Source organism: Achromobacter aegrifaciens, from assembly GCF_902859735.1.
GTDB lineage: Bacteria > Pseudomonadota > Gammaproteobacteria > Burkholderiales > Burkholderiaceae_B > Achromobacter > Achromobacter aegrifaciens.
Genome location: NZ_CADIJY010000005.1, coordinates 415,120 through 438,863, shown reverse-complemented (window position 1 = coordinate 438,863; position 23,744 = coordinate 415,120). Strand labels below are relative to the sequence as shown.

General features: G+C 64.7%; 20 protein-coding genes. 14 read left to right on the top strand and 6 right to left on the bottom strand.

The window, feature by feature from the left end; all coding sequences use genetic code 11:
• Positions 1 to 74 precede the first annotated feature (74 nt).
• The 3 genes from HV766_RS18140 (at position 75) to HV766_RS18130 (ending at position 3,237) form a co-directional block, all read left to right on the top strand.
• Positions 75 to 416 (top strand): TauD/TfdA family dioxygenase, encoded by a 342-nt coding sequence (locus HV766_RS18140; protein WP_159070651.1) that lies wholly within the window; start codon positions 75 to 77, stop codon positions 414 to 416.
• The gene (locus tag HV766_RS18135) at positions 413 to 1,408 is read left to right on the top strand and encodes a hypothetical protein (RefSeq protein ID WP_054438619.1); all 996 of its coding nucleotides are present in this window, start codon (positions 413 to 415) and stop codon (positions 1,406 to 1,408) included. Before HV766_RS18140 ends, HV766_RS18135 begins: the two co-directional genes overlap by 4 nt.
• Before the next feature lie 461 nt (positions 1,409 to 1,869).
• Entirely contained in the window at positions 1,870 to 3,237 is a 1,368-nt protein-coding gene (locus HV766_RS18130; RefSeq protein ID WP_175181627.1) for a Fic family protein, read from the top strand.
• Between the two features lie 89 nt (positions 3,238 to 3,326).
• On the opposite strand, the gene HV766_RS18125 is transcribed toward HV766_RS18130, so the two are convergent.
• On the bottom strand, positions 3,327 to 3,656 hold the full coding sequence (locus HV766_RS18125) for a YegP family protein (protein ID WP_088143618.1): 330 nt from the start codon (positions 3,654 to 3,656) through the stop codon (positions 3,327 to 3,329).
• A gap of 161 nt (positions 3,657 to 3,817) precedes the next feature.
• The gene (locus HV766_RS18120) at positions 3,818 to 5,011 is read right to left on the bottom strand and encodes an acetylornithine transaminase (RefSeq protein WP_175181626.1); all 1,194 of its coding nucleotides are present in this window, start codon (positions 5,009 to 5,011) and stop codon (positions 3,818 to 3,820) included.
• Positions 5,012 to 5,223: 212 nt separating this feature from the next.
• Between HV766_RS18120 and HV766_RS18115 the strand changes: the two genes are divergently transcribed.
• On the top strand, positions 5,224 to 6,189 hold the full coding sequence (locus tag HV766_RS18115) for a Bug family tripartite tricarboxylate transporter substrate binding protein (protein WP_175181625.1): 966 nt from the start codon (positions 5,224 to 5,226) through the stop codon (positions 6,187 to 6,189).
• Positions 6,190 to 6,276: 87 nt separating this feature from the next.
• On the opposite strand, the gene HV766_RS18110 is transcribed toward HV766_RS18115, so the two are convergent.
• Positions 6,277 to 6,528, bottom strand: a complete 252-nt coding sequence (locus tag HV766_RS18110) for a hypothetical protein (RefSeq protein WP_175181624.1) — start codon at positions 6,526 to 6,528, stop codon at positions 6,277 to 6,279.
• Between the two features lie 154 nt (positions 6,529 to 6,682).
• On the opposite strand from HV766_RS18110, the gene HV766_RS18105 reads away from it, so the two are divergent.
• The 3 genes from HV766_RS18105 (at position 6,683) to HV766_RS18095 (ending at position 8,735) form a co-directional block, all read left to right on the top strand.
• Positions 6,683 to 8,224: a helix-turn-helix transcriptional regulator gene (locus tag HV766_RS18105; RefSeq protein WP_175181623.1), complete on the top strand. Its 1,542-nt coding sequence runs from the start codon at positions 6,683 to 6,685 to the stop codon at positions 8,222 to 8,224.
• A gap of 140 nt (positions 8,225 to 8,364) precedes the next feature.
• Complete coding sequence (locus HV766_RS18100) at positions 8,365 to 8,550, top strand: CsbD family protein (RefSeq protein WP_013390838.1); 186 nt, start codon at positions 8,365 to 8,367, stop codon at positions 8,548 to 8,550.
• A gap of 56 nt (positions 8,551 to 8,606) precedes the next feature.
• A complete protein-coding gene (locus HV766_RS18095) occupies positions 8,607 to 8,735 on the top strand; it encodes an entericidin A/B family lipoprotein (protein ID WP_013390837.1) in 129 nt (42 codons plus the stop codon).
• Positions 8,736 to 8,811: 76 nt separating this feature from the next.
• Here HV766_RS18095 and HV766_RS18090 read toward each other — a convergent pair whose 3' ends face one another.
• On the bottom strand, positions 8,812 to 10,191 hold the full coding sequence (locus tag HV766_RS18090) for a DUF6630 family protein (protein WP_254593333.1): 1,380 nt from the start codon (positions 10,189 to 10,191) through the stop codon (positions 8,812 to 8,814).
• A gap of 6 nt (positions 10,192 to 10,197) precedes the next feature.
• Positions 10,198 to 11,337 (bottom strand): DSD1 family PLP-dependent enzyme, encoded by a 1,140-nt coding sequence (locus HV766_RS18085; RefSeq protein WP_054455697.1) that lies wholly within the window; start codon positions 11,335 to 11,337, stop codon positions 10,198 to 10,200.
• 252 nt (positions 11,338 to 11,589) lie between these two features.
• On the opposite strand from HV766_RS18085, the gene HV766_RS18080 reads away from it, so the two are divergent.
• From HV766_RS18080 to gluQRS, 4 genes are all read left to right on the top strand, one after another.
• Entirely contained in the window at positions 11,590 to 12,552 is a 963-nt protein-coding gene (locus HV766_RS18080; RefSeq protein ID WP_054455699.1) for a TAXI family TRAP transporter solute-binding subunit, read from the top strand.
• Between the two features lie 222 nt (positions 12,553 to 12,774).
• Entirely contained in the window at positions 12,775 to 14,799 is a 2,025-nt protein-coding gene (locus tag HV766_RS18075) for a TRAP transporter permease (RefSeq protein WP_054455701.1), read from the top strand.
• Between the two features lie 239 nt (positions 14,800 to 15,038).
• Complete coding sequence (locus HV766_RS18070) at positions 15,039 to 15,497, top strand: Smg family protein (RefSeq protein ID WP_042795808.1); 459 nt, start codon at positions 15,039 to 15,041, stop codon at positions 15,495 to 15,497.
• A 66-nt stretch (positions 15,498 to 15,563) separates the two neighbouring features.
• On the top strand, positions 15,564 to 16,460 hold the full coding sequence (gluQRS, locus tag HV766_RS18065) for a tRNA glutamyl-Q(34) synthetase GluQRS (protein WP_175181621.1): 897 nt from the start codon (positions 15,564 to 15,566) through the stop codon (positions 16,458 to 16,460).
• On the opposite strand, the gene HV766_RS18060 is transcribed toward gluQRS, so the two are convergent.
• Positions 16,447 to 19,077 (bottom strand): GDYXXLXY domain-containing protein, encoded by a 2,631-nt coding sequence (locus HV766_RS18060; protein ID WP_175181620.1) that lies wholly within the window; start codon positions 19,075 to 19,077, stop codon positions 16,447 to 16,449. The two genes, gluQRS and HV766_RS18060, sit on opposite strands and share 14 nt — an antisense overlap.
• Before the next feature lie 62 nt (positions 19,078 to 19,139).
• Here HV766_RS18060 and HV766_RS18055 point away from each other — a divergent pair, with 62 nt between their 5' ends.
• From HV766_RS18055 to HV766_RS18045, 3 genes are all read left to right on the top strand, one after another.
• Positions 19,140 to 21,764, top strand: a complete 2,625-nt coding sequence (locus tag HV766_RS18055) for a DNA topoisomerase III (RefSeq protein ID WP_119449797.1) — start codon at positions 19,140 to 19,142, stop codon at positions 21,762 to 21,764.
• A gap of 142 nt (positions 21,765 to 21,906) precedes the next feature.
• Positions 21,907 to 22,965, top strand: a complete 1,059-nt coding sequence (locus HV766_RS18050) for an ABC transporter substrate-binding protein (RefSeq protein WP_119449796.1) — start codon at positions 21,907 to 21,909, stop codon at positions 22,963 to 22,965.
• A complete protein-coding gene (locus tag HV766_RS18045) occupies positions 22,965 to 23,735 on the top strand; it encodes an ABC transporter ATP-binding protein (RefSeq protein WP_054455711.1) in 771 nt (256 codons plus the stop codon). The genes HV766_RS18050 and HV766_RS18045 overlap by 1 nt, the downstream gene beginning before the upstream one ends.
• Positions 23,736 to 23,744 lie beyond the last annotated feature (9 nt).

Below are 23,744 nucleotides of genomic sequence, written 5' to 3'. Positions count from 1 at the left end.
ATCGCGTTGAGCCCGCGCGCTACCTAGTGATGGGGATGCACGAGTGTCCCGCGAGAACTGCAGACACCGAGCTCTTGGACGCCTCCACCTTGGTCCCCACAGACCTTTACGAGGAAGCGCTTGCAGAGCCCTTCTTGTTCCGCACAGGAGCCCAGTCGTTCTACGCAACGATCAAAGTCAAGGGAGCTCCCTTTGTGCGCTTTGACCCAGGCTGCATGCATGGCACAACAGCGCGTGCCAAGGCCCTGATGCAGCAACTCTTGAACCGCACCCTGGCGCCCACCCACGTTCATCAATGGACACCGGGGGCCGTGCTGGTGATCGACAACTGGAAGATGCTCCACCGGAGAGCAGACGCCACCGCATATATCAATCGCACCCTGTATCGGGTCAGCGTCATGGGAGGCGCTACATGAGCAGCAATACCAAGATGGATTTCTTCAAAATCTCGAAGAAGGGCAAGAGGCTTCCGCCGCCCGTTGCGGTCGCTCACGAAACGCTGCTCGCCAAGTCCAGGCTCATGGCCAAGCGCAGTGTGGACGCCAAGCAATCTGGCATGGACACCGAGTGCCAGCTTTGGGCAGCGGGCGCATTGGAGCTTCTGGCTAAGGCGCAGCTCTCGGGCATTCACCCCTCGCTCGTGGTGGAAGCCGAAAACACCAATAGTCTTCTAGAGGCCTGCGGCATACACACCAGCACGAGGGTGCGCACCATCAATGCTTCGGTGGCCTACGCGAGACTCAACCATACTGTGCCGCACTTTTCGACGCCCGTGATGGAGGGATGCAAGAAGCTGGCTGACCGCAGGAATGCGGAGCTGCATTCAGGAGAGGCCGCCTGTGCTGCCATGCCGTTTGAGGCGTGGGAGGGCGACTTTTGGAACGCCGCAGACCTCATCCTCAAAAGCATGGACATGGACCTGCAAGAGTGGCTGGGGGCCGATTCCAAAGCCCCCAAAGCTCTCTTGAAGGCTCACCGCCAGGCTGAAATCAACGCGGCGAAACAACGGGTGATCCATCACTCCTCCGAGTTCAAGAAGACCGAGAGCGGGAAGCTGGGCCGCGACAAATTCAAGCTCTTTAAGGCACAGACACTGCAACGACCAGTCGATCACAAAGATTTTCACTACCTGTACTCACAAATCTGGCGTCACGAGTGCCCCTCCTGCAAGACTTGGGGAGCGGCGGCAGGCGACATGACATGGGAAGACAAAGCCGAAGACCAGGACGAAGCCGATTATGGTTATGAAATTATAGAAAGAGGCTTTTCACCATCTGAATTCTTTTGCCCTACCTGCGGCCTGTCACTCGTCGGGGATGCCGCGGTGAATGCTGCCGGGATCAATGAGGAATTCATTGAAACCAAAGAGGTCGAGATTGAGTACGAACCCGACTACGGCAACGACTGATGAAAAATCCTACATCACTTCCGGATTGGAACTTGACGTCGGACATTCTTCACTCCGAGCTCCAATGACCGTTTTTGGCCGAAAGCGGTCATTAGCGATCGCTGGCGTGTGTCGTACAAAATAATGGTGTCAGACTACAATTTTCCGCCGGCTCGCTGAATGCTTGGTACATGGGCGGAGTGATGCGCGCATACAAGTGCGCTCCATCACCGCTACAGCAGTTGGGCCACCGTGGTGACGTATCGGGCCAACCGTACCCCGATAAACCACCTCAGAATGCCGTAATCATCTCTGTTGACGACGAAGCACTCGTTTTGGCGTTGATGGTGAATGACGAAATCGTGGCAATCGATTTCCTCGGACGGACGGATTGGGAATCAGCTCAAAATCAGACCAAATCAGCTCATTTCTTGAGCTGATTACTGCTAAATTGAGCTGATTTAACATCTCCGGCTCTTGCCATGACCGTCCGCGAAGACATTCTTCAGTTTCTGCGCGCCCAGCAGCATGAGAACCTGCCCTGGGTGAGTTCCAGCGAACTGGCCTACCGAACCGGCGTCAGTTGGTCCACGGTGAAGCGCCAATTGGAAAACCTGCGCAAGGCCGGATTGGTGCTGCGCGAGGGCCAGGGTCGAGCAACCCGTTACCGGATTGCGGACGAAACAACCGCATCGACACTCCCGACGACCATTGCCACGCGGCTGGCGGAGCCGGCGTCCGAGGCCGTCGGGATGATCTGGTCTGAGCGTGGTCAATCCCTGCTGGCCCGACTCCGGCAGCCGTTATCCGCCCGGACGCCCGTGGGATACGAACGCGCCTTCGTGGAAAGCTATGTGCCAAACCAGAGCTCCCTGTTGCCGCCTTCGCTGGCTCAAGACTTGGCAGACGAAGGCCGCATGCCAGGTCAGTCGCCAGCCGGGACTTACGCGCGTCGCGTACTGGAGCCGCTGCTGCTCGACCTGTCCTGGTCATCCTCTCGACTGGAGGGCAACCGGTATTCCTTGTTGGCCACGCAGGAACTCTTCAAGCACGGAATGGCTGGGGATGATCTGGATGCAGTGATGCTGCTCAACCATAAGAGGGCCATGGAGTTCCTGGTCGATGCGGTGCCCGCACATGGCCTGACGTCCGCCGTGATCGGCAACCTTCACGCGATCCTGCTGGAGGAACTATTGGCCAATACCGACGGCCTGGGCCGCATCCGCCAGATCGTGGTCAACATCGGGGACACGACTTACGTGCCGCTCCAGGCGCCCTTGTTGCTGCAGGAAATGTCCGACCAGATTGTGGAGAAAGCGCGGCTTATCAAGAACCCAGTCGAGGCGGCATTCTTTCTGTGGGTGAACCTGGCCTATCTTCAGCCGTTCGAAGACGGTAACAAGCGGACCAGCCGCCTGGCGGCCAACATTCCACTGATGCTTTACAACTGCGCGCCGCTGTCCTTCCTGGACGTAGAGGTACAGGACTACGTCTACGCCATGTTGGGGGTCTATGAATACGGCGACGTGACGCTGACGGCGGAGCTGTTCGCCTGGGCCTATCGGCGCTCGATCCGCAAGTACGCCGTGCAACTCAACGCTGCGGGCGTGCCGGATCCGGTGCGATTCCGATTCCGGGAAAAACTGAACGAAGCGATTGGCCGGGTGCTGCATGAGCAGCAAACGGCCGAGGCCGCGACGGCGATGCTGGGCATGTCCGAAGACGATGTCCAGTTATTCCGCCCGATACTGGCGCAAGAACTGCGCATACTGGATGTGTACAACTGCGCGCGCTATCGCTTGTCGATGGACCTAGTCCAACAATGGGTCGAGGCCGGGCGGCCGCACTGATGCAAACCAGTGGAACAAGAGCCGCAAACATTGCGGCTCTCTAGTCCCGACACCGATAGATGTGAATCAGGGCTTACACCCCCAACCACTCAGGTATTGTCTTTCACCACAGTGCTTGGCCCATTGGTCTTCACAGACGCAATCCCCGCGTCCCGAGCCGCGGCGCTCGAATACATTTCACTGCGTCCAATGGACTGCCCATTCGCCGCGCTCAACGAGAAATAAGGCGAACCGTTGGTGGCCGTCTTGCGCTGATAGCGCTCATCGATCGGCGAATTCTGTCGAACGGATGCAATTCCATCCTGAGCGCTAGCTTTGGTGGTGTACCGCTCGCTCGTCAAAATGACTTCATGATTCCCAGCTTTCAGATTGAACATGTACTGATCGCCGCTGCGCTTCAACTCGTAGTAACCGCTCATGGAAACCTCCAATATCTGGCTAGTTCAACAATGGGTCGATACTGCGATGTACACACATGAATGCCGGTTGATGATAGTCCACGTCCTGCATTCATGGACATACCAAAGAAAAGGGCCGCTAATCGCGGCCCTCATCGTTACTGCTTAACGTATCGCTTCAATTACGCCTTGCGCACCTGCGCAATCAAGCCATCCAACTGCGCCAGCATCGTATCGATTTCCTCAGCCGTCACATTCAAGGCCGGCATGAAGCGCAGCAGGTTTCCGCGCGGCGCATTCAGCAGCAAGCCGTTAGGCGCCAGATTCCGCGCAGCTTCAACGATGGCAGGACCATCATCACGATCCATCACCAACGCACGCAGCAGACCCATGCCACGCTCACCCTTCATGCCCCACTTGGCCGACAGAGCCAGCAGGCCTTCGGACAGCTGCTTAGCGCGAGCATTGACCGATTCCATGAACCCCGGCGCAGCCAGAGCATCAAACACAGCGACGCCAACAGCAGCCATCAACGGATTGCCGTTGTACGTACCACCCTGGTCACCATGCGAGAACACGCACACTTCCTGACGAGCCAGCAATGCAGCCAGCGGCACGCCGCCGCCAATACCCTTGGCCAGCGTCATGATGTCCGGCACGACATCCGATTGCTGGTAAGCGAACATGGTGCCCGTACGCCCCATGCCCGTCTGCACTTCATCAACGATGAACAAGAGCTTGTGCTCGTCGGCCAGCTTGCGCAGGCCTTGCATGAATTCCTTGGTGGCCGGGATGACGCCGGCTTCGCCTTGGACGGGTTCGAGCATGATGGCGACGGTTTGGTCGTCGATCAGCTTGCGCACGGATTCCAGGTCGTTGATTTCGGCCTTGGGGAAGCCTTCGACCTGCGGGGCGAACATCTTGTCCCAGCCCGGCTTGCCGGACGCGGACATGGTGGCCAGCGTGCGGCCGTGGAAGCCGTGGTTCATGGTGATGATCTTGTAGGCGCCGTTCTTGTTCACCTGGCCCCATTTGCGCGCCAGCTTGATGGCGCCTTCGTTGGCTTCGCCGCCGCTGTTGGCGAAGAAGACGCGGTCGAAGACCGAGGCGCCGGTGAGGCGCTCGGCCAGTTCGATGGAGGGCAGGTTGTAGAACGCCGGCGAGGGGTTCATCAGCAGCTTGGACTGGTCAAGCAGGGCTTTCTGCATTTCCGGGGCGCTGTGGCCCAGGGTGTTGACGGCCCAGCCCTGGACGAAGTCCAGGTATCGCTTGCCCGCGTGATCCTCCAGCCAGGATCCCTGGCCGCGCACGAACACGAGGTCCGGGCGGGAGGTGATCTCCATGAGGGCGTTGGTCTTGAACTGGCTGAATTCCATGGCGGTTCCTGCGGAATGAGAGAACAGGGGGTGAGAAAGTAATTGGACGATGCCAATAGGCGAATTTAGCACCGACGGGGGGATGCTATTGTGACGTACCCCCAGCCGATCCGCCCCGGGCCGCCTCAAAAGGGCAGACAACGCGGGCGCTCTATTTTATGCAACAGGCGCGCCCCCGCGCGCAGCCCTTTGTCGCTTTTTACTGACCAATCATGAAACGTATTCTTTCCAGTCTTGCCGCCGGCCTGGCGCTGGCGGCGGCCACGGCGACCGCGCATGCCGATTATCCCGAGCGCCCCATCCGCCTGATCGTGCCGTTCCCGCCCGGACAGGCGACCGACATCTTTGCGCGCGCGCTGGCCGAAAAGCTGGGCGCAGCCGTGAAGCAGCCCATCGTGGTGGAGAACCGCGCGGGCGCGGGCAGCAATATCGGGATGGAGCAGGCGGCGCGCGCGACGCCGGACGGCTATACGCTGGTGATCGCGGGCTCTGCCGCGGCAGTTAACCAGACGCTGTACAAGACCATCAATTACAGCCTGACCAAGGATTTCGCGCCGGTGTCGGGGGTTTTCTCGGTGCCGCTGATGTTCCTGGCGACGCCGGCTTCGGGCATTACCTCGCTCAAGCAGTTGGTGACGCAGGCGCGCGCCAATCCGGGCGAGCTGGCCTATGCCAGCGCGGGTATCGGCGGCACGCAGCATTTGTCGGCCGAGATGTTCAAGGCGGCGGCGAACATCGACATCCGCCACATTCCGTACAAGGGCAGCGGCCCGGCGCAGGCGGATTTCCTGGGGCATCAGGTGCCGTTGATGGTGGACTCGGTGACTGCCGGCCTGCCACATGTGCAGAGCAAGAAGGCGGTGGCGCTGGCGGTGACGACGGCCAAGCGGCTGCCGCAGCTGCCGGACGTGCCGACCGTGGCGGAATCGGGGTATCCGGGTTTCGAGGCGATCGGCTGGGCGGCGGTGTTGGCGCCGCGCGATACGCCGGCAGAGGTGACGGGTTATCTGAGCAAGCAGATCGGCCAGGTGCTGAATTCGCCGGACATGCAGAAGTTCTTCCGCGACCGCGGCGCAGAGCCGATGCCGCTGACGCCTGATGCGACCGGCACTTTCATTGCCGGCGAAGTGAAGAAGTGGGGCGAGGCGGTGAAGCAGTCGGGCGCTCAGGTCGACTGACGGACGCGCAAGACGTCATGCTCCCAGCAAACCGCCCCGCATCGCCGGGGCGGTTTGCATGAAGGGCTGAGGTAAAGCTATGGCGGCTTAGGCCGGATCACCCGGCTGGCCCGGCCGTCCGGGCTCGCCAGGCTGCCTGGGCTTTTCTGCGGGCTGTCCGGGGTTGCCGGGCACTTCCGGCGGCATGCGGCCCGGATCAGTATCATCGGGGCCGGGCTGGCCCGGTACCCGGCCGGGAGCCTGCTTTTCGGGCGCACCGCCCGGCTCCTGTCCGGGACGCTGGGACGGATCGATGCCGGTCTGGTTGGCGGGATCACCGGGCTTCTGGTTCGTGTTCATGGATGTCTCCTGAAGATTCACGTGTAGCGCTCACGCGCAGCGGCACGCGTATCGTGCAAGTCCACGATAGAAGCCAGGTTCGCGCTCGCCCAGATCACGCAGGACGACTTTATCTAGTACTTTCTTCTTATCTCTTGCTCAACCAGGAGCCGGAATGAAGAAGACTGCCACGGCGTTCACTACGGAGCGCCGCCATCTGCTGGAAATCATCGACGGCCTGATCGAAGGCATCATCCTGCTGGACCAGGACCGGCGCATCGTCTGGGCCAACGACACTGCGTTGGCCATGCATGGCGTGACGGATCTGGCCGCGCTGGGCGGCACCGCCGCCGGCTACCGCAAGGCGTTTGTGCTGCGCTACCGCAATCACCGCGCGCTGCGCGCGGCGCAGTATCCGCTGGACCGCGCGCTGGCGGGCGAGACCTACAAGGACGTGGTGGTGGAAGTGACCAGCCGCCGCGATCCGGACTTCAGCCGCATGCATCAGGTACGAAATCTGGAGCTGCGCGATGCGCAGGGCGCTGCCGAAGGCATGGTGCTGGTGCTGCTGGACGTGACCGAACGCTATAGCGCGGAAGAGCGTTTCGAACGCACCTTCAACGCCAACCCCGCGCCGGCCGTGATCTGCTCGCTGGCGGATCTGCGGCACATCAAGGTCAATGACGGTTTTCTGGCGATGACGGGCTACACGCGCGAACAGGTGCTGGGCAAGACGCTGCGCCAGCTGGACGTGCTGGGCGATACGCCGCAACGCGAGGATGCGCTGCACCGGCTGGCGGAAGGGACGACGATTCCGCAGACGGAAACCATCATCGCGGTGCAGGGCGGCGGCAGCAAGCTGGTGATCGTGGCGGGCCAGCCCATCGAAGTCGCGGAGCAGCCCTGCATGCTATTCACCTTCAACGACCTGGAGCCGCGCCGCAAGGCCGAGACGGCGCTGCGCGATAGCGAACAACGCTTCGCCACGGCGTTCCGTCTGGCGCCCGTGCCCATGACGCTGAGCACCACGGAAGGCAAGCTGCTGGAGGTCAACGATGCCTTCGTTGCGACCACCGGCTACGATGCCAAGACTTTGGCGCGCGACGAGGATGCGCTGGCGCAACTATGGACGGACCCGCAGGCCTATGACCGCGCCATGGCCTCGCTTGAGCAGGGCGCCAGCGTGCGCAGCCAGGAAATGGCGTTGCGCACGCGCGACGGCGCACTGCTGGACTGCCTGGTGTCGGCCGCGCCGGTGTCGATCCAGGACCAGCCCTGCGTGCTGGCCGCGATCCAGGACATCACCGAACGCAAGCGCAACGAGGTGGAACTGATGGAGGCGATCGAGACGGTGATGCAGGACACCTCGTGGTTCAGCCGCACCGTCATCGAGAAACTGGCGCAGATCCGCACGCCCCAGGGCGCGCCGCAGGGGCAAGGCGAACTGGCCGACCTGACGCCGCGCGAACGCGAGATCCTGGGCCTGATGTGCCAGGGCCACACGGATCCGGAGATCGCGGCCAGCCTGCACTTGTCGCGCAACACGGTGCGCAATCATGTGGCGGCGCTATACAGCAAGCTGGACGTGCACCGGCGCAGCGCCGCCATCATCTGGGCGCGGCAACGCGGCATCGTGGGATATGAAAAGCCGGCGCGCAAGCAGGCGCAGAAAGCGCCTGACAAGCAGGCTCAAAAACGGGTCCACAAGATTCGGTAGAAAAGTACCAGTCGATCTGATGCGCGCGCTTCTTACGCGCGTGCCATGCGCTTCCTATAGTGGGTTCGTCCGCAGCCGGAGCCAGGCTTCACAGGCCTCTCCAGCGCGGTTTCACGCAACCTGGAATTAGGAGCGACAACATGGATAACGACCGCATCAAGGGCGCAGCCAAGGAAGTCAAAGGCTCGATCAAGGAAACGGCAGGCAAGCTGACCGGCAACCGCGAGACCGAAGCCGAAGGGAAAGCGGAGAAAACCGTGGGCAAGGTGCAGCGCAACGTGGGCGAAGCCAAGGATCAGGCACGAGACTTGCTGAACAAGAAATAGCGCGGCTGCCTGTCGGCATGACCCGCTACGCCCATGAACGCCGAAAGGAGAAAAAAATGACGCATCGAATCTGGCTTGCGCTGCTGCTGGCAATCACCGCCATCACGGCCGGTTGCAACACGATGGAAGGCGCCGGCAAGGACATCGAACGTGGCGGGGAGAAGATCCAGCAGAAAGCCCAGTAAGTCCTGAACCGGTAGCCTGCCTGGACGGCTGGCGCGCTGAAGGCGCGCCGGCCTTTTTGCGCTTACGCGTTGCGTCCTATGGCGCTTTTGCGTCCAGGCGGCCCAGCAGGGCGTCGAAACGGCCTAGCCGCGCGTAGCGCGTCTGACCGCCCGCCACGACCTCGCCGCCTGGCAGGCCGACCCACTGTTGTATCCCGCCATCCAGGTCCAGCGCACCATGGCGGATTCGAAGCAACTGGCCCGACGCCGGATGCCAGAGCTGGCCCAGGTCCATGCTTCGATGCGGCGCATGCCAGTGGCCCAGCAACAGCCAGCCGCCCTGCAGCGCTTGCAGCGTCATGCCGCCGGCAGGCAGATGCCCCACTTCGTGTTGATGAACGGCGCCGGCATCCAGGCCTGCATGGCAAAGCATGTCGTCCTCCAGCCACGCAATGGCACTGTCGCCCAAGGCCACGGGATGCGAGATGTCGCCCGACAATGGCACGGCATAAGAGAGCGGCAAGGGATGCAGCCGCCCTTCGCGAAACTCCAGCAGTTGGCCGCGGCACAGCACGCAGGTACGGCCGTCGGGCGTAAGAATGACGGCGGACCTGTCACTGACGGGACGGCGTTGCGCGGGCGCCGTGTGCAGCAGCGTCGGCTCCGCGGCGCAGTCCCCTTCCTGGCGTCCGTAGGCGGGATAAAGAAAAACCATGCCACGGTCCACCAGCAGCAGATCATCGCCCGCAAACCCCAGGCTGAATTCCGGCGTCCGGCGTTGCACTTGCGCGGCGCGCGGCGGCAGGGGCATGCCGGGCCGGTTTGAAGAAGGCAGCTCGACCTGGCCGGAATGCAGCAGACGCGCATAAGGCGTGCTGGACAGTCCGTCCGGACCCTGTTCGATCCAGGCATGTACCCCGCTGAGGCTTACGCAGGAGGCGAGCAGCCCGCGCCGCGCCGGAAACTTGCCGTCAATCGCGCGCAATGCCGGCCATGCACGCAGGTCGGTGAGCATCGGGCCTTCCCAGTCCTCCATTGCGGCGCAGGCCCATCCCGGAGCCACCGCTACGGCGTAGGGAATGTCCAGATAGTCCTCGGCGCCGCACAGCGGGCCCGAAGCCGGCTTGGGCAGGGCCGCCTGGGCGCCAGCCGCGGCCCCTTCCTGGCGATGTGCAACGGCCTCCCAACCCCGCGCCTGTATGTGCGTCTTGAGATTGTCTGCCTCGGCCTGCGGCACGATCAGCAGACGAATCGCGTCATCCTCTTCGCGCTGCTCGATGAGCGCCAGCCCCAACGACTCCAGCTCCTGGCCCAGCGCCGGCAGGAAGTCGTCGGCCCGGTCGTCGCTCATGACGGACCGAAGCAGGTCCAGGCGCGCGGATGCAAGCGCCGGGTGGCGGGTCGAATAGATTTGCCTGAGCGTGTCCAGCACGTCGGACAGGGGAATCTTCCAATCGAAGGAGACGGGCTGCTGCATCACGATTCAGCGCGAGAAACCGCGCGCGGAGATTTCCCAGATGTCCTGCACCACGCCGTCCTTGAATACCACCAGGCCGTCGTGCAGGTTGAAGGTGGGGTCCACGTGCGCGGGCACCAGGCGCAGCACGCTGCCCAGCGCGGGCGCCGTGGCGCCGGGTTCGACGCGCACCACGCTGTGCTCGTCGTTGATGGCGGTGCAGGTCAGGCCGGATTCGCCATAGACGGCGGGCGGGCCGCATTCGGCGGAGGCCGATTTGAGGCCGGCGTCCAGCACCACGCGGTCGGGCGTGGGCGTGCTCATCACGGTGGACAGCAGGAACAGGCTGTTCTGGAAATTGAGCGGGCCACCCCATTCGTTGGCGCCATAGTCGCCGTCCATGAAGGCATAGGAGCCGGCCTGCAGTTCTGTATAGACGCCGCTGGCGGCGTCGAACTCCGCGCTGCCGGTGCCGCCGCCGGTGATGGTGTCGCAGGCGATGCCGCTTTCACGGAGCAGCTGCGCGTAGGACGCGGCGATGCGCGCGGCCTGGCGGGAGACGGTGGCGCGTTCTTCGCGGGTGCGGTAGTGCTGCACCGACCCGTGATAGGCCTGCAGGCCCGCGAAATTCAGGCCTGGCAGCGCGCGCGCCTGCTGCGCCAGCGCCAGGACGGTGGCGTCGTCGGACACGCCGCAGCGGCCCTGGCCCACGTCCACTTCCACCAGCACGTCGATCTGGGCGCCGGCCTGCACCATGGCGGCGGACAGCTGCGCCAGGTTCTGGGCGTTGTCGACGCAGACGCTGATCTTGGCCGCGCGCGCCAGCTGGCCCAGCAACGCCATCTTGGCCGGGCCGACGACTTCGTTGCTGATGTGGACGTCGCGGATGCCGGCGGCCACGAAGGGCAGGGCTTCGCTGACCTTCTGGCAGCAGATGCCGCGCGCGCCCAATGCCACCTGCCGCAGCGCGATCTGCGGGCACTTGTGGGCCTTGGCGTGCGGCCGCAGGGCGACTTCGTGGCGGTCGGCCCAGGCCTGCATGGCGCGCAGGTTGGCTTCGAAGGCGGTCAGGTCCAGCGCCAGGCTGGGGGTATCGACGCGGGCGAGGGGATCGCCCGGCTGGGCGGCGGGGGGCAGCGCAATGCCGCGTATGACTTCCTGGGACATATTGGAAACTCCGTTATCAGCACTGCTGGGATGTAAGCGCACACCATAACCAAAGCGGGACCGCCCATAACCTTGGGCGATGCGACCCCCTGGAAAACCATAGCCCTGTAATCATTGGCTACAGGGGACGGGCATGACAGAATTTCATCATAAAGAAAGCCCCCGAGGGGAGGCAGATTTTGCCGGGGGAATTCGCCCATCGGCAGAAATCACATTACTGATACCCGTCAGCAAGAATTCGGAGAAGCTCGCATGAAACTCAAGACCTGGATCACCGCCCTGACCATCGCGGCCGCCGCAGTCGGCGCCGCCGGCACCGCGCAAGCGCAACAATTCTTCCGCATCGGCACGGGCGGCACGGCCGGCACCTACTACCCCATCGGCGGCATCATCGCCAACGCGGTGTCCCAACCCGGCAAGCTGGTCGCCACGGCGGTCGCCTCCAACGGGTCGGTGGCCAACATCAACGGCATTCTGGGCGGTTCCTTCGAAGCGGGCTTCACGCAGTCCGACGTCGCTTTCTGGGCCTATAGCGGCACCGGCACCTTCGAAGGCAAGCCCAAGGCGCAAGACCTGCGCCTGATCGCCACGCTGTACCCGGAAAGCATCCACCTGGTGGCCCGCAAGGGCGCAGGCATCAAGAGCGTGGCCGACCTGAAGGGCAAGCGCGTGTCGATGGATGAGCCGGGTTCCGGCACCCTGGTGGACGTGCGTCTGATCCTGGGCGCCTACGGCATGACCGACAAGGACATCAAGGCCGAATACCTGAAGCCCAACCAAGCCGGCGACAAGCTCAAGGATGGCGGGCTGGACGCCTTCTTCTTCGTGGGCGGCGCCCCCGCAGGCGCCATCGCGGAACTGGCGTCCAGCGGCGCCGGCATCGAGATCGTGCCCTTGGTTGGCCCGGAGATCGACGCGCTGCGCGCCAAGCAGGAATTCTTCACGCCGGACACCATTGCCGCCAACACCTACCAGAACGTGGGTGAAGTGAAGACGATTTCGGTCAACGCCCAGATGGTCACCTCGGCCAAGCTGCCGGAGCAGGTGGTGTACGACGTCACCAAGGCGCTGTACAGCGACGCCACCCGCAAGACCCTGGACAACGGCCACGCCAAGGGCAAGCTCATCACCCGCGACAACGCGGTCAAGGGCGCCGGCATTCCGTTCCACCCGGGCGCTGAAAAGTTCTACAAGGAAATCGGGCTGCTGAAGTAGGCCCCCCCGAGCGCCTTCGGCGCTTCCCCCAGGGGCGCCGCAGTGGACCGGCGGAGCCGGATCCACGCGGCCCCGATCAGTGGCGACGAGGTCATGCGACTAGCGTGCCGCGCGGCCATGGGGCGCAGGGATGGCAGTGCATGTCCGCGGCGCAATGCGCCGCGCTTGAGTAGGGCCGCCACGAGCGGCCCTGCTTGCTGAATCACCCAGAGAATTACTGCGATGGAAATTGATCACGAAAAAACCCAGCAGCTGGCGGAGAAGTACGATTCGGAAATCCGCTTCCGGCCGCTGGACAAGACGGCGACCTGGATCGTCTCCGGCCTGCTGGTAACGCTCTCCATCTTCCACTACTACACGGCCGGCTTCGGCCTGCTGCGCGAAGCCACGCACCGCGGGGTGCATCTGGCTTTCGTGCTCAGCCTGATCTTCCTGGTGTTCGGCTTTTCCAAGTCGCACTACACGCGCGAGCCCAAGTCCACCTGGTACGCGCCCGGCGGCATTCCGCTGTACGACTGGATCATCGCGATCGCACTGGCCCTGTCGGTGCTGTACATCCCCTATATCTTCGAGGACCTGGCCTTCCGCGTGGGCAATCCGCTGCCCATAGACGTGTTCATGGGCTCGATCCTGCTGATCGGCCTGTTGGAAGCCACGCGGCGCGCCATGGGCTGGCCGCTGCCCATCATCGCGCTGGTGTTCATGGCCTACGCCATGTTCGGTCCGTATTTCCCCGGACTGCTGCAACACGCGGGCAACACCTGGCCCCAGATCGTCAACCACATGTACCTGACCAGCCAGGGCGTGTACGGCGTGGCGGTGGGCGTGGTGGCGACCTATGTGTTCCACTTCGTGCTGTTCGGCGTGCTGGCCACCCGTATCGGCCTGGGCCAGCTGTTCCTGGACGTCGCTTCCACCATCGCCGGCCGCTATGCCGGCGGGCCGGCCAAGGTGTCGGTGTTCGGCTCGGCCATGTTCGGCATGCTGTCGGGTTCCTCGGTCGCCAATGCGGTGACGGTGGGTTCGCTGACCATCCCGGCCATGATCCGCATCGGCTACCCGCGGCACTTCGCGGCCGGTGTGGAAGCCGCCAGCAGCACAGGCGGGCAGATCACGCCGCCCATCATGGGCGCGGCGGCCTTCCTGATGATCGAATTCCTGGGCATTCCGTACCAGCAGATCGCGATCGCGGGCATTTTCCCGGCTTTCCTGTATTTCTTCGGCATGTTCATGCAGGTGCACTTCGAGGCCAAGCGCGAAGGTCTGCGCGGGCTGACCGAAGCAGAAATGCCCAAGCTCAAGCAGTCGTTCAAGATGCGCTGGCCCACCCTGATCCCGCTGATCCTGCTGATCGGCGTGCTGGCCAGCGGCCGCACGCCTTACCTGGCGGCGTTCGCGGGCATTACCGGCTGCATCATTGTGGGCCTGCTGAATCCATTCCAGCGGCTGCGCCTGCGCGACCTGTACGAAGCCTTCGAGACCGGCGCCAAGTACGCGCTGGCAGTGGGCGCCGCGGCGGGTACCGTGGGTATCGTGATCGGCGTGGTCACGCTGACAGGCGTGGGCTTCAAGATCTCGTACATCGTCATCTCGGCGGCCCAGGCGATCGCCGGCGGCGCGGCAACGGTCATCCCCGATGCCATCGCCAATACCCAGACGCTCACGCTGATCGCCGCGCTCATCATGACCGGCCTGGTTTGCATCCTGATGGGCTGCGGCATCCCCACCACGGCGAACTACCTGATCATGGTGGCGGTGGCCGCCCCCACGCTGGTGCAGCTGGGCGTGCAGCCCATCGCGGCGCACTTCTTCGTGTTCTATTTCGGCATCCTGGCGGACATTACACCGCCCGTGGCGCTGGCGGCCTATGCGGCGGCGGGCATGGCGGGCAGCGATCCATTCAAGACCGGCAACACCGCCTTCAGGCTGGGCATCACCAAGCTCATCGTGCCCTTCGTGTTCGTGTTTTCGCCGTCGCTGCTGATCTCGGTGCAGGGCTTCACCTGGTATGACTTCTTCGTGACGCTGTTCGGCTGCATGGTCGGCCTGGTACTGCTGTCGGCGGCGTTCTCGCGTTACATGCTGGTGGGCATGAAGAGCTGGGAGCGCTGGCTGTGCACCATCGGCGCCTTGCTGACCATCCTGCCGGGCCTGACCAGCGGCCTGATCGGGCTGGCAATCTGCATCCCGGTGTTCATGCGCCAGATCGCTCAGCTCAAGCTGGAAAACGCGCCCAAAGCGGCCTGATCAGCCACCCGAAAACAAAAAGGGGCGGACCTTATCGGTCTGCCCCTTTTTGCCTCGAATCATGAATATTGGCAGCATTTAGGGTAAAAATGTGCGCGTTTTGAGGCAAGGTGACTTCATACAACATTCCACCCTCCGGCCGGTTGCCCACCCCTATAAATCAGCGTAAAGTAAAATTCATGTTTGCTGGTCTGCCGATATGCGGGCCGACTGTGCAAACAGGCACAAAACTGCGCCATATGTTCGATATCCTGGTTTATCTGTACGAGAATTACTACACGCCGCAAGCCTGTCCTGCGGCGGACGTGCTCGCAAAGCGGCTTGCCGCCGCCGGTTTCGAGCACGAAGACATCGACGACGCCCTGGGCTGGCTGTACGGCCTGGCCGAAACCACCGAACGCTGCGTCGATCTCGCCCAGGCCCCCGCCACCGGCACCCGGATCTACACCGACAACGAATACCAGCAGCTCGGTACCGAATCCATCGGCTTCATCGCCTTCCTGGAATCGGCTGGCGTGCTGCCCGCGCCGCTGCGCGAAATCGTCATCGACCGGGGCCTGGCGTCGCCGGAAACGCCCGTGCCGCTGTCCAAGATCAAGATCATCGCCCTCATGGTTCTCTGGAGCCAGGAAGCCGAGATCGACAACCTGGTCCTGGAAGAGCTGCTGGACGAAGACGGCACGCGCTTGCTGCATTGAACGGCATCCGCGTCGCTTGATGCCGTTACTCCTTACCCGCGCGCATGGCCGCGCGGGCGTCCCATCGTGAATTACGTCGGCCGCTTCGCCCCCAGTCCCAGCGGCCCGCTGCATGCGGGCTCGCTGGTTGCCGCGCTGGCCAGCTGGCTGGACGCGCGCGCCCATGGCGGGCGCTGGCTGCTGCGCATCGAAGACGTGGACACGCCGCGCACGGTGCCCGGCGCTGCCGAGGTCATCATGGGCCAATTGAGCGCGCTGGGCCTGGATTGGGACGGCGACATCATGTGGCAGTCGCGCCGCGGCGACGCCTATCAAGCCGTCTTCGACTCGCTGGCCGCGCGCGGGCTGATCTACGGCTGCGGCTGCACGCGACGCGAAATCGCCGATTCGGCGCTGCGCGGCCAGACCGTGCCCGGCGCCGACGGCGAGCGGCCGTATCCCGGCACCTGCCGCCACGGCTTGCCACCAGGCCGCGAGGCCCGCGCCTGGCGCGTGGTCATGCCGGAAGGCGTGGAACATTTCGTTGACCGTTGGCTGGGGCCGCAGGAACAAAACGTGGCGCAAGCCGTGGGCGACATCGCCCTGCGGCGGGCCGACGGCCTGTGGGCCTACCAATTGGCGGTGGTGGTGGACGACGCCGCGCAAGGCGTGACCGATGTGGTGCGTGGCGCGGACCTGCTCAGTTCCACCGCGCGCCAGCGCGTGCTGGGCCGGCTGCTTGGGCTGCCGCCCGTGCGCTACCTGCACGTACCGCTGATCCTGGACGCTTCCAGCGGCCTGAAACTGTCCAAGCAGAACGGCGCCCCGCCCATCGACACCGGGGCGCCCCTGGCGGCGCTGATGGCCGCCTGGCGAGCCTTGGGCTTCGACCCCATCGATGCCGCGGACCGCGGCCATTTCCTGCGGGAAGCCACCGCGCAATGGGCGCGGCGTTTCCCGCTGCCCGCCGCTACAGCGGCTTGAGGTCCTGGTCCAGCATCCGGACGAGCAGGGCCTCGCCGTTTTCCGCCACGCGCAGCTCGCCGTACTTGGCGACCTGATAGCGCTCGGCCTGGCCTTCCGGGAAGAAATAGGCGTTGGTCACGATGCGCACGCTGTTGTCGCGGATGCGGTAGCGCAGCGGCACTTCGGCATCGGTATGCGGGTGCGTGTCGGGCTGGATGCGTAGCGGCTGCCCGACGCCGCGCGCGTCGGTCTGCAACATTACATAGCCGTCCGGCTCGTAACCCATGACGGAGTCCTCGGCTTCGGGACGCTCGCCGCCCAGCCGCAGGCGCGTGACTTCCCGGCTGGCCGCGAAGTTCAGCGCCATGTAGTCGCCCTGCATGAGCGAACGGGGATCCACCGGCGCCAGTTCCAGGATGACCACCTTGCCCGACGCCAGCAGTTTTTCACGCTGCCAGATGCCGCCGTTGGTGACCGCCAGCACCAGCACCAGGCCGCCCAGGATGGCCAGCGTGCGCCAGCGCAAGGGCGCCGATACCGGCGGCAGAGCCCCGCGCTGCTTGGGCGCAATGGTGCGCATCAGGCGCGGCACCAGCCAGACCAGGGCGCGCAGCACGAACAGCAGCAGCGCGGCGCCGCCCAGCCACAAGGCTTTTTGCAGCAGCGCCACGTCCAATTGGTAGTAATAGACGCCCAGATACGCCAACAGGCTGATCACGCCGAACACCACCACGCGTGACTGGTTCAAGCCGAAGCCCAGCAGCAGCCAGGCCAGCGCGAAGCCCACGCCGGGGCTGGGCAGCCAGAACAGCGCCAGGATCAGCAGGCCGATGGGCACGCCCCAGGTGACGCCCGCCGTCAGCATGTGGCGGCGCGGCCAGAGCACCGCGAAGGCCGCCGCCACGGGCAGCAGCGCGCCGGCCGCGACCAGCACGGCCGTATGCGGATTCAGCTGCCACATGGCGGGCAACTGCTTGATGGAGATGCCGCTGGCCAGCCACACCATGCCTTGCACCGACAGCAGGAAGGCCCAGCCCAGCGGCTGCAGGGCATGGGCGCGCTTGCCGCCCAGGCGATGGCTGACGGTAAAGATGACGGCCGTGGCCCAGGCCCCGGTCACGGCAATGGGCAGCCACAGGAAAGTGGCGCGCAGGGCGTCGAACGCCATCCAGGCGTCCAGCAGGTCCTCTTGCCCCAGGTCGGGCGACAACACGCGCCAGATCAGGCCCGCGCCCGCCGCCGCGATCAGCAGGCCGCTGAGAAAACGCAGGATGACGTCGGGCCCCACCGCGTAGACCGTGGCCGCCATCAGCAGCACGAAGACGCAGGCGCTGGCGAACGAGGTCGAACTGGACAGCCCGAAGATGATCAGGATCTGCCCGGCGAAAGCCATGGCCGTGCCGCACTGGCGCCAGAACGGACCGGCGTCGCTGCGCAGCACCGCCACGCCGGCCGCGCACAGCACCAGCCCGGCCACCAGTGCGCCGCCTTCCGTGGTGATAAAGCCCGAGAAGGCAATGAACACCAGTAGCAGCAAGGTCGCCAACCAGGCGCTCAGGCCCAGCAGGCACTGCACGTACCAGGGCGGATCCGACTGAGGCGCCGGAGCGGCCGCCAGCTGCGCCACGGGCGCCCCGCTGTCCGCCGGGTCCACCGAGTTGCCGGCCGAGGCGGCGGCCGGCTCCGCGTCCGCGCTCGCCGCGACGGCCGCCTGCGGATCGCCCGCCAGGCGCCGCAGCCAGCGCGCGGCCCAGACGGCCTCGGCCATGAGCAGCGCCGCCAGCGGCAGCGCGGCCCAGACACCGGGCTCCAGGCGCAGCAGCCATTCGCCCGCCACCCGCAACGACACGCAAATGACACCGGCAGCCAACATGGCCAGGATGATCAGGTCGCGCCGGCCCTTCTGATAATAGAAGCCCAGGCCCAGGGTCACCGCGACCCAGGCGATGCCGTTATAGAGGCCCAGGCCGCGGCCCAGGAAGTCGCCAAGCATCTGGGTCAGCACCAGCACGCTGATCGCCAGGGCAGCCAGGACCCGCGGACCGACCAGGGTGCTGGCGCGCCAGCGGCGGGCAGCCAGCTCCCAGCCCAGCAGCAGCAGCAGGTTCAGGCCGGCCATCATCAGGCCGGGCACGCCCGGGCCGCCCAATATCAGCATCCAGGAAAACACGCGCTCGCCCAGCCACAAGGCCACGGCCACGTTCAGCACCAGCGCCCACAGCAGCCAGACGGCCTGGCTGCCGGCGGCCAGCGCCCAGGGCAGCAGCAGCAACGCCCACCAGGCGAACAGTTCCCAGGTATCGGCGCCAGTCTGGTAAGTTTGGCCTAGTAATGCGAGCAGCGCTCCCAGGAGGATGCCAGCCAGGGCGAGCAGGGCGCCCGGTATGGTGCGCCGCACCCCTGGACTGGCCCGCAGGCGCAATCCGGTCCAGGCAGCGGCCAGCGCGCAAACCGCCAGAAGGCCCTGAACGCCGGCGAAGCGCTGCACTTTTGTCATGTCCTGCCAATTGGCGGCAACCCAGCAAACCGCGGCGCTGCCCAGCAGCAAAACACCTAGCCAGAGGGTGCTGCGCGCCAGAAATTGACGCCAGGCGTGTAGTTCGGATCCCGCTTGTCTTTCAGTGCCGACTTGCATCTGGCGAATCTCCGATCTTATTATCCGCGCTACTACGGCGGGACTGCCGCCACTGGATACACATGAATAAAACGCTGATTATTGCCGAGAAGCCCTCGGTAGCCCTCGATATATCACGCGCCTTGGGAGGCTTTGCGCGCGAGGGCGACTATTTTGAAAGCGAACGTTACGTACTCGCGTCGAGCATCGGCCACTTGCTCAGCTTGGTCGCGCCCAACGATCCGGTCAAGGGAAAGTGGAGCTTTACGCACCTGCCCGTGATTCCGCCCGAATTCGAACTGGGCCCCACCGACAAGAAATCGGCCGAACGGCTCAAGCTGCTGGTCCGCCTGGCCAAGCGCAAGGACGTCGATGCCATCATCAACGCCTGTGACGCCGGGCGCGAAGGCGAACTGATCTTCCGCTACATCATTCAGTACGCGGGCGTGAAGAAGCCGATCCAGCGCCTCTGGCTGCAGTCGATGACCCAAGCCGCCATCCGCGAAGCCTTCGCCAACCTGCGCGACGACGTCCAGCTCAAGCCGCTGGAAGCGGCCGCCCGCTCGCGCGCCGAAGCCGACTGGCTGGTGGGCATCAACGGCACCCGCGCCATGACCGCCTTCAACAGCAAGGACGGCGGCTTCTTCAAGACCCCGGTCGGCCGGGTGCAGACGCCCACGCTGGCCATCGTGGCCGAACGCGAGGAGCGCATCCGCCGCTTCGTGCCGCGCGACTACTGGGAAGTGCGCGCCACCTTCGTGGCGGCCGCCGGCCTGTACGAAGGCCGCTGGATCGACCCGGAATTCAAGAAAGACGACCGCGACCCCGAAAAGCGCGAATCGCGCCTGTGGTCGCAGGCCGCCGCCCAGAGCGTGGTGGCCGCCTGCCGCGAACAGCCCGGCAGCGTCACGGAAGAGTCCAAGCCGTCGACCCAGATGTCGCCGGCCCTGTATGACCTGACTTCGCTGCAGCGCGAGGCCAACGGCCGTTTCGGCTTTTCGGCCAAGACCACGCTGGCGCTGGCGCAGACCCTGTACGAACGCCACAAGGCGCTGACCTACCCGCGTACCGACTCGCGCTACCTGCCCGAGGACTACATCAACACCGTCAAGGAGACGATGCGTGCATTGGCGCAGGGCGGCTCCAACGCGGTGGGCGGCCTGGCCCGCCACGCCGGCACGGTGGTCAGCGAGAACTGGGTCAAGCCCAACCGCCGCATCTTCGACAACAAGAAGGTGTCGGATCACTTTGCCATCATCCCCACGCTGCAGATCCCGCACGACCTGAGCGAGGCCGAGGCCAAGCTGTACGACCTGGTGCTCAAGCGCTTCCTGGCGGTGTTCTTCCCCGCCGCGGAATACCGCGTCACCACCCGCATGACCGAAGTGCAGGGGCATCGCTTCCGCACCGACGGCAAGGTGCTGGTCAGCCCGGGATGGCTGGCCGTCTACGGCAAGGAAGCCCAAGGCGAAGACGCCAACCTGGTGCCCGTGGCGGACGGCGAGACCGTGCGCACCGAGGACGTGGAAGCCGTCGGCCTGACCACCAAACCGCCGGCGCGCTTTAACGAAGGCACGCTGCTGTCGGCCATGGAAGGCGCGGGCAAGCTGGTGGACGACGAGGAACTGCGCGAAGCGATGTCCGAGCGCGGCCTGGGCACGCCGGCCACGCGCGCCGCCATCATCGAAGGCCTGCTCAACGAAAGCTACCTGCGCCGCGAAGGCCGCGACCTGGTGCCCACCGCCAAGGCGCGCCAGCTGATGACGCTCTTGTCCGGCCTGGACGTGACCGAACTGACCTCGCCGGAACTCACCGGCGAATGGGAGCACAAGCTCAAGCAGATCGAGCAGGGCGGACTGGGCCGCGAGGCCTTCATGCGCGAGATCGCGCAGATGACGCAGGTCATCGTCAAGCGCGCCAAGGAATACGAGCGCGACACGGTGCCGGGCGACTACGCCACGCTGCAGACGCCGTGCCCCAAGTGCGGCGCCGTAGTGAAGGAAAACTATCGCCGCTTTGCCTGCACCGCCTGCGACTTTTCCATCGGCAAGCACCCGGGCGGCCGCACCTTCGAACTGCCCGAAGTGGAAGAGCTGCTGGCCAAGCGCGAAATCGGTCCGCTGCAAGGCTTCATCAGCAAGATGGGCCGACCGTTCGCCGCCATCCTGCGCATCAGCGACGAGTACAAGCTGGAATTCGACTTCGGCCAGAACGACGAGGACGACTCCGAGGCCGTGGACTTCTCCGGCCACACGCCGGTGGGCTCCTGCCCCAAGTGCCAGTCGCGCGTGTTCGAGCACGGCATGAGCTACGTCTGCGAGAAATCCGTCGGCCCCGAAAAGAGCTGCGATTTCCGTTCGGGCAAGGTCATCCTGCAGCAGGAGATCTCGCGCGAACAAATGGAAAAGTTGCTGACCAACGGCCGCACCGACCTGCTCGACGGCTTCGTCTCCAGCCGCACCAACCGCAAGTTCAAGGCCTTCCTCGTCCGCCAGCCGGACGGCAAGATCGGCTTCGAGTTCGAGCCGCGTCCTGAAAAGCCCGGCCGCGCACCGGCCAAGACGGCCGCCAAGACCGCGACCAAGACCGCCGCAAAGAAAGCGCCGGCCAAGAAGGCCGCGGTGAAGAAGACCGCCACCAAGACGGCCACGAAAACGGCCGCCAAGAAAGCGGTGAAGAAGGCGGCGCCGAAAAAGACCGCCGCGTAAAACGGGCGCGGCGCCTGGCGCCGCCGCCTCCCGACCATCGCGCACGACGCCCGGGCAACCGGGCGTTTTCCATTGTTGGACGCCAGTTGCTGGGGTATTGTCTACGCCAAACCGCTGCAACCAGACCTATTCCGAGGACGACATGAGCAACAGCCCCGACTTCACCACCCGCCGCCGCGTGCTGGCCGCCGCAGGCGCGTTGGCCAGCATCAGCCTGGTCAATGGCCGCGTCGCGTTCGCCCAGCCCAAGCTGGGCCGCGTCGTCTACGGCCAGGGCAGCATCGACCCGTTCTTTGCCGCGGGTTATGTGGCTCTGAAAAAGGGCTACTTCGGCGAAGGCGGGCTGGAAGTCGAATACCTGAATTCGCAAAGCGGCCCGCGCACCAACCAGCTGCTGGCCGCGGGCCAGATCGCGTTCGGCGCCACCGCCGCCACGGCCGCCCCCGCGCTCACCTTGGCCGGCAAGCCCGCCACGCTGGTGTTCGGCTTTGACCGCAAGCTCACCTACGCCAACGTCATCGTGCGCCGCGAGGACTTTGAAAGCGGCAAGATCAAATCGCTGAAGGACCTGGCCGGCAAGCGCGTGGGCGCGACCCAGCCGCAGTCCAGCACCTGGCTGATGGCGCTGTACCTGATGCAGAAGGCCGGCGTGGCCGACAAGGTTGACATCCGCCCGCTGGGCGACCTGGCCACCATGCTGGGCGCGCTCAAGACCGGCTCCGTGTCCGCCAGCATGGCCACCATGTCCATGATGGAACAGGCGCAACAGGAAGGCTGGGGCGTGCCCATCTTCGACGCCACGACCGAGAGTTCGTGGAACGAATTCATGGGCGGCGACGTGCCCGGCATCGCGGCCCTGACCCTGCAGGACACCATCCAGAAGCGCCCGGAAGTGGTGCAGGCCTTCGTGACCGCCCTGGTCCGCGCGCAGGACTTCATCAGCGCCAACAGCGCCGCCGCCGTCACTGACGCGATCTACGACGATTACCTGAACGCCTTTCCGCGCGCCGCCATCGAGAAGACGCTGGGCGTCTACAAGGAAACGGTGTTCCTGAAGGACAACATCATCACCCAGGACGCCTATGACCGCATGACGGCCATCATGGGCGACGGCCGCCAGTTCTCCAATGACGAGATCAAGACCGTGCCCTACGACCGTTGCGTGAACATGAGCTTCGTGCGCCGCGCCCGGGGCCTCTGATGATCACGCTGGACAAGGTGGGCAAGGCCTACCAGACGCGCCAGGCCACCACACACGCGGTGGGCGAGGTCAGCCTGACGATCCCGGAAGGCGAGTTCGTCTCCATCGTCGGGCCGTCCGGCTGCGGCAAGAGCACCTTGCTGAACATGATCGCGGGTTTCCTGCGCCCGACCACCGGCACGATCCACGTGGACGGGCGGATCGTGGACGGGCAGGTGCCGCCGGCCCTGGGCTACATCTTCCAGAAGGACACGCTGCTGCCCTGGTTCAGCGTGAGGAAGAACGTGGCGCTGGGCCTGAAGTTCCAGGGCGTGGCCGCCGACAAGATCGAGCGCCGCGTGGCGGAACTACTGGAAATGGGCCACCTGAGCCAGTTCGCCGACGCCTTTCCGCACCAGTTGTCGGGCGGCATGCGGCGGCGCGTGGCGCTCTTGATGAGCCTGGCGGTCGAACCGCGCATCCTGCTGCTGGACGAGCCCTTCGGCGCGCTGGACACGCACACCAAGACCCACCTGCATCGCGAATTGATCGAGATCTGGCGCAAGCTGGGCCAGACCATCGTCATGGTCACGCACGACCTCGACGAAGCTATCCTGCTGTCCGATCGCGTGGTGGTGCTGTCCGGCCCGCCCAGCCGCGTGCTGCTGGACGAGCGCATCGAGATCCCGCATCCGCGCGATGTCTTCACGCTGCGCGAAACACCGCAGTTCGTGACCCATGTGCAAAGCCTCTGGAGTGTGCTGGGACAGCAGTTCCGCGCCGCCGCCTGAATCCCTACG

Excerpts from the sequence above, each read along its gene's own strand:
- HV766_RS18090 (WP_254593333.1), bottom strand. The coding sequence starts at position 10,191 with ATGCAGCAGCCCGTCTCCTTCGATTGGAAGATTCCCCTGTCCGACGTG.
- HV766_RS18080 (WP_054455699.1), top strand. The coding sequence starts at position 11,590 with ATGAAACTCAAGACCTGGATCACCGCCCTGACCATCGCGGCCGCCGCA.
- HV766_RS18130 (WP_175181627.1), top strand. The coding sequence starts at position 1,870 with ATGACCGTCCGCGAAGACATTCTTCAGTTTCTGCGCGCCCAGCAGCAT.
- HV766_RS18085 (WP_054455697.1), bottom strand. The coding sequence starts at position 11,337 with ATGTCCCAGGAAGTCATACGCGGCATTGCGCTGCCCCCCGCCGCCCAG.
- HV766_RS18110 (WP_175181624.1), bottom strand. The coding sequence starts at position 6,528 with ATGAACACGAACCAGAAGCCCGGTGATCCCGCCAACCAGACCGGCATC.
- HV766_RS18075 (WP_054455701.1), top strand. The coding sequence starts at position 12,775 with ATGGAAATTGATCACGAAAAAACCCAGCAGCTGGCGGAGAAGTACGAT.
- HV766_RS18120 (WP_175181626.1), bottom strand. The coding sequence starts at position 5,011 with ATGGAATTCAGCCAGTTCAAGACCAACGCCCTCATGGAGATCACCTCC.
- HV766_RS18060 (WP_175181620.1), bottom strand. The coding sequence starts at position 19,077 with ATGCAAGTCGGCACTGAAAGACAAGCGGGATCCGAACTACACGCCTGG.
- HV766_RS18105 (WP_175181623.1), top strand. The coding sequence starts at position 6,683 with ATGAAGAAGACTGCCACGGCGTTCACTACGGAGCGCCGCCATCTGCTG.
- HV766_RS18050 (WP_119449796.1), top strand. The coding sequence starts at position 21,907 with ATGAGCAACAGCCCCGACTTCACCACCCGCCGCCGCGTGCTGGCCGCC.
- HV766_RS18125 (WP_088143618.1), bottom strand. The coding sequence starts at position 3,656 with ATGAGCGGTTACTACGAGTTGAAGCGCAGCGGCGATCAGTACATGTTC.
- HV766_RS18115 (WP_175181625.1), top strand. The coding sequence starts at position 5,224 with ATGAAACGTATTCTTTCCAGTCTTGCCGCCGGCCTGGCGCTGGCGGCG.
- HV766_RS18095 (WP_013390837.1), top strand. The coding sequence starts at position 8,607 with ATGACGCATCGAATCTGGCTTGCGCTGCTGCTGGCAATCACCGCCATC.
- HV766_RS18135 (WP_054438619.1), top strand. The coding sequence starts at position 413 with ATGAGCAGCAATACCAAGATGGATTTCTTCAAAATCTCGAAGAAGGGC.
- HV766_RS18100 (WP_013390838.1), top strand. The coding sequence starts at position 8,365 with ATGGATAACGACCGCATCAAGGGCGCAGCCAAGGAAGTCAAAGGCTCG.
- HV766_RS18055 (WP_119449797.1), top strand. The coding sequence starts at position 19,140 with ATGAATAAAACGCTGATTATTGCCGAGAAGCCCTCGGTAGCCCTCGAT.
- HV766_RS18070 (WP_042795808.1), top strand. The coding sequence starts at position 15,039 with ATGTTCGATATCCTGGTTTATCTGTACGAGAATTACTACACGCCGCAA.
- HV766_RS18045 (WP_054455711.1), top strand. The coding sequence starts at position 22,965 with ATGATCACGCTGGACAAGGTGGGCAAGGCCTACCAGACGCGCCAGGCC.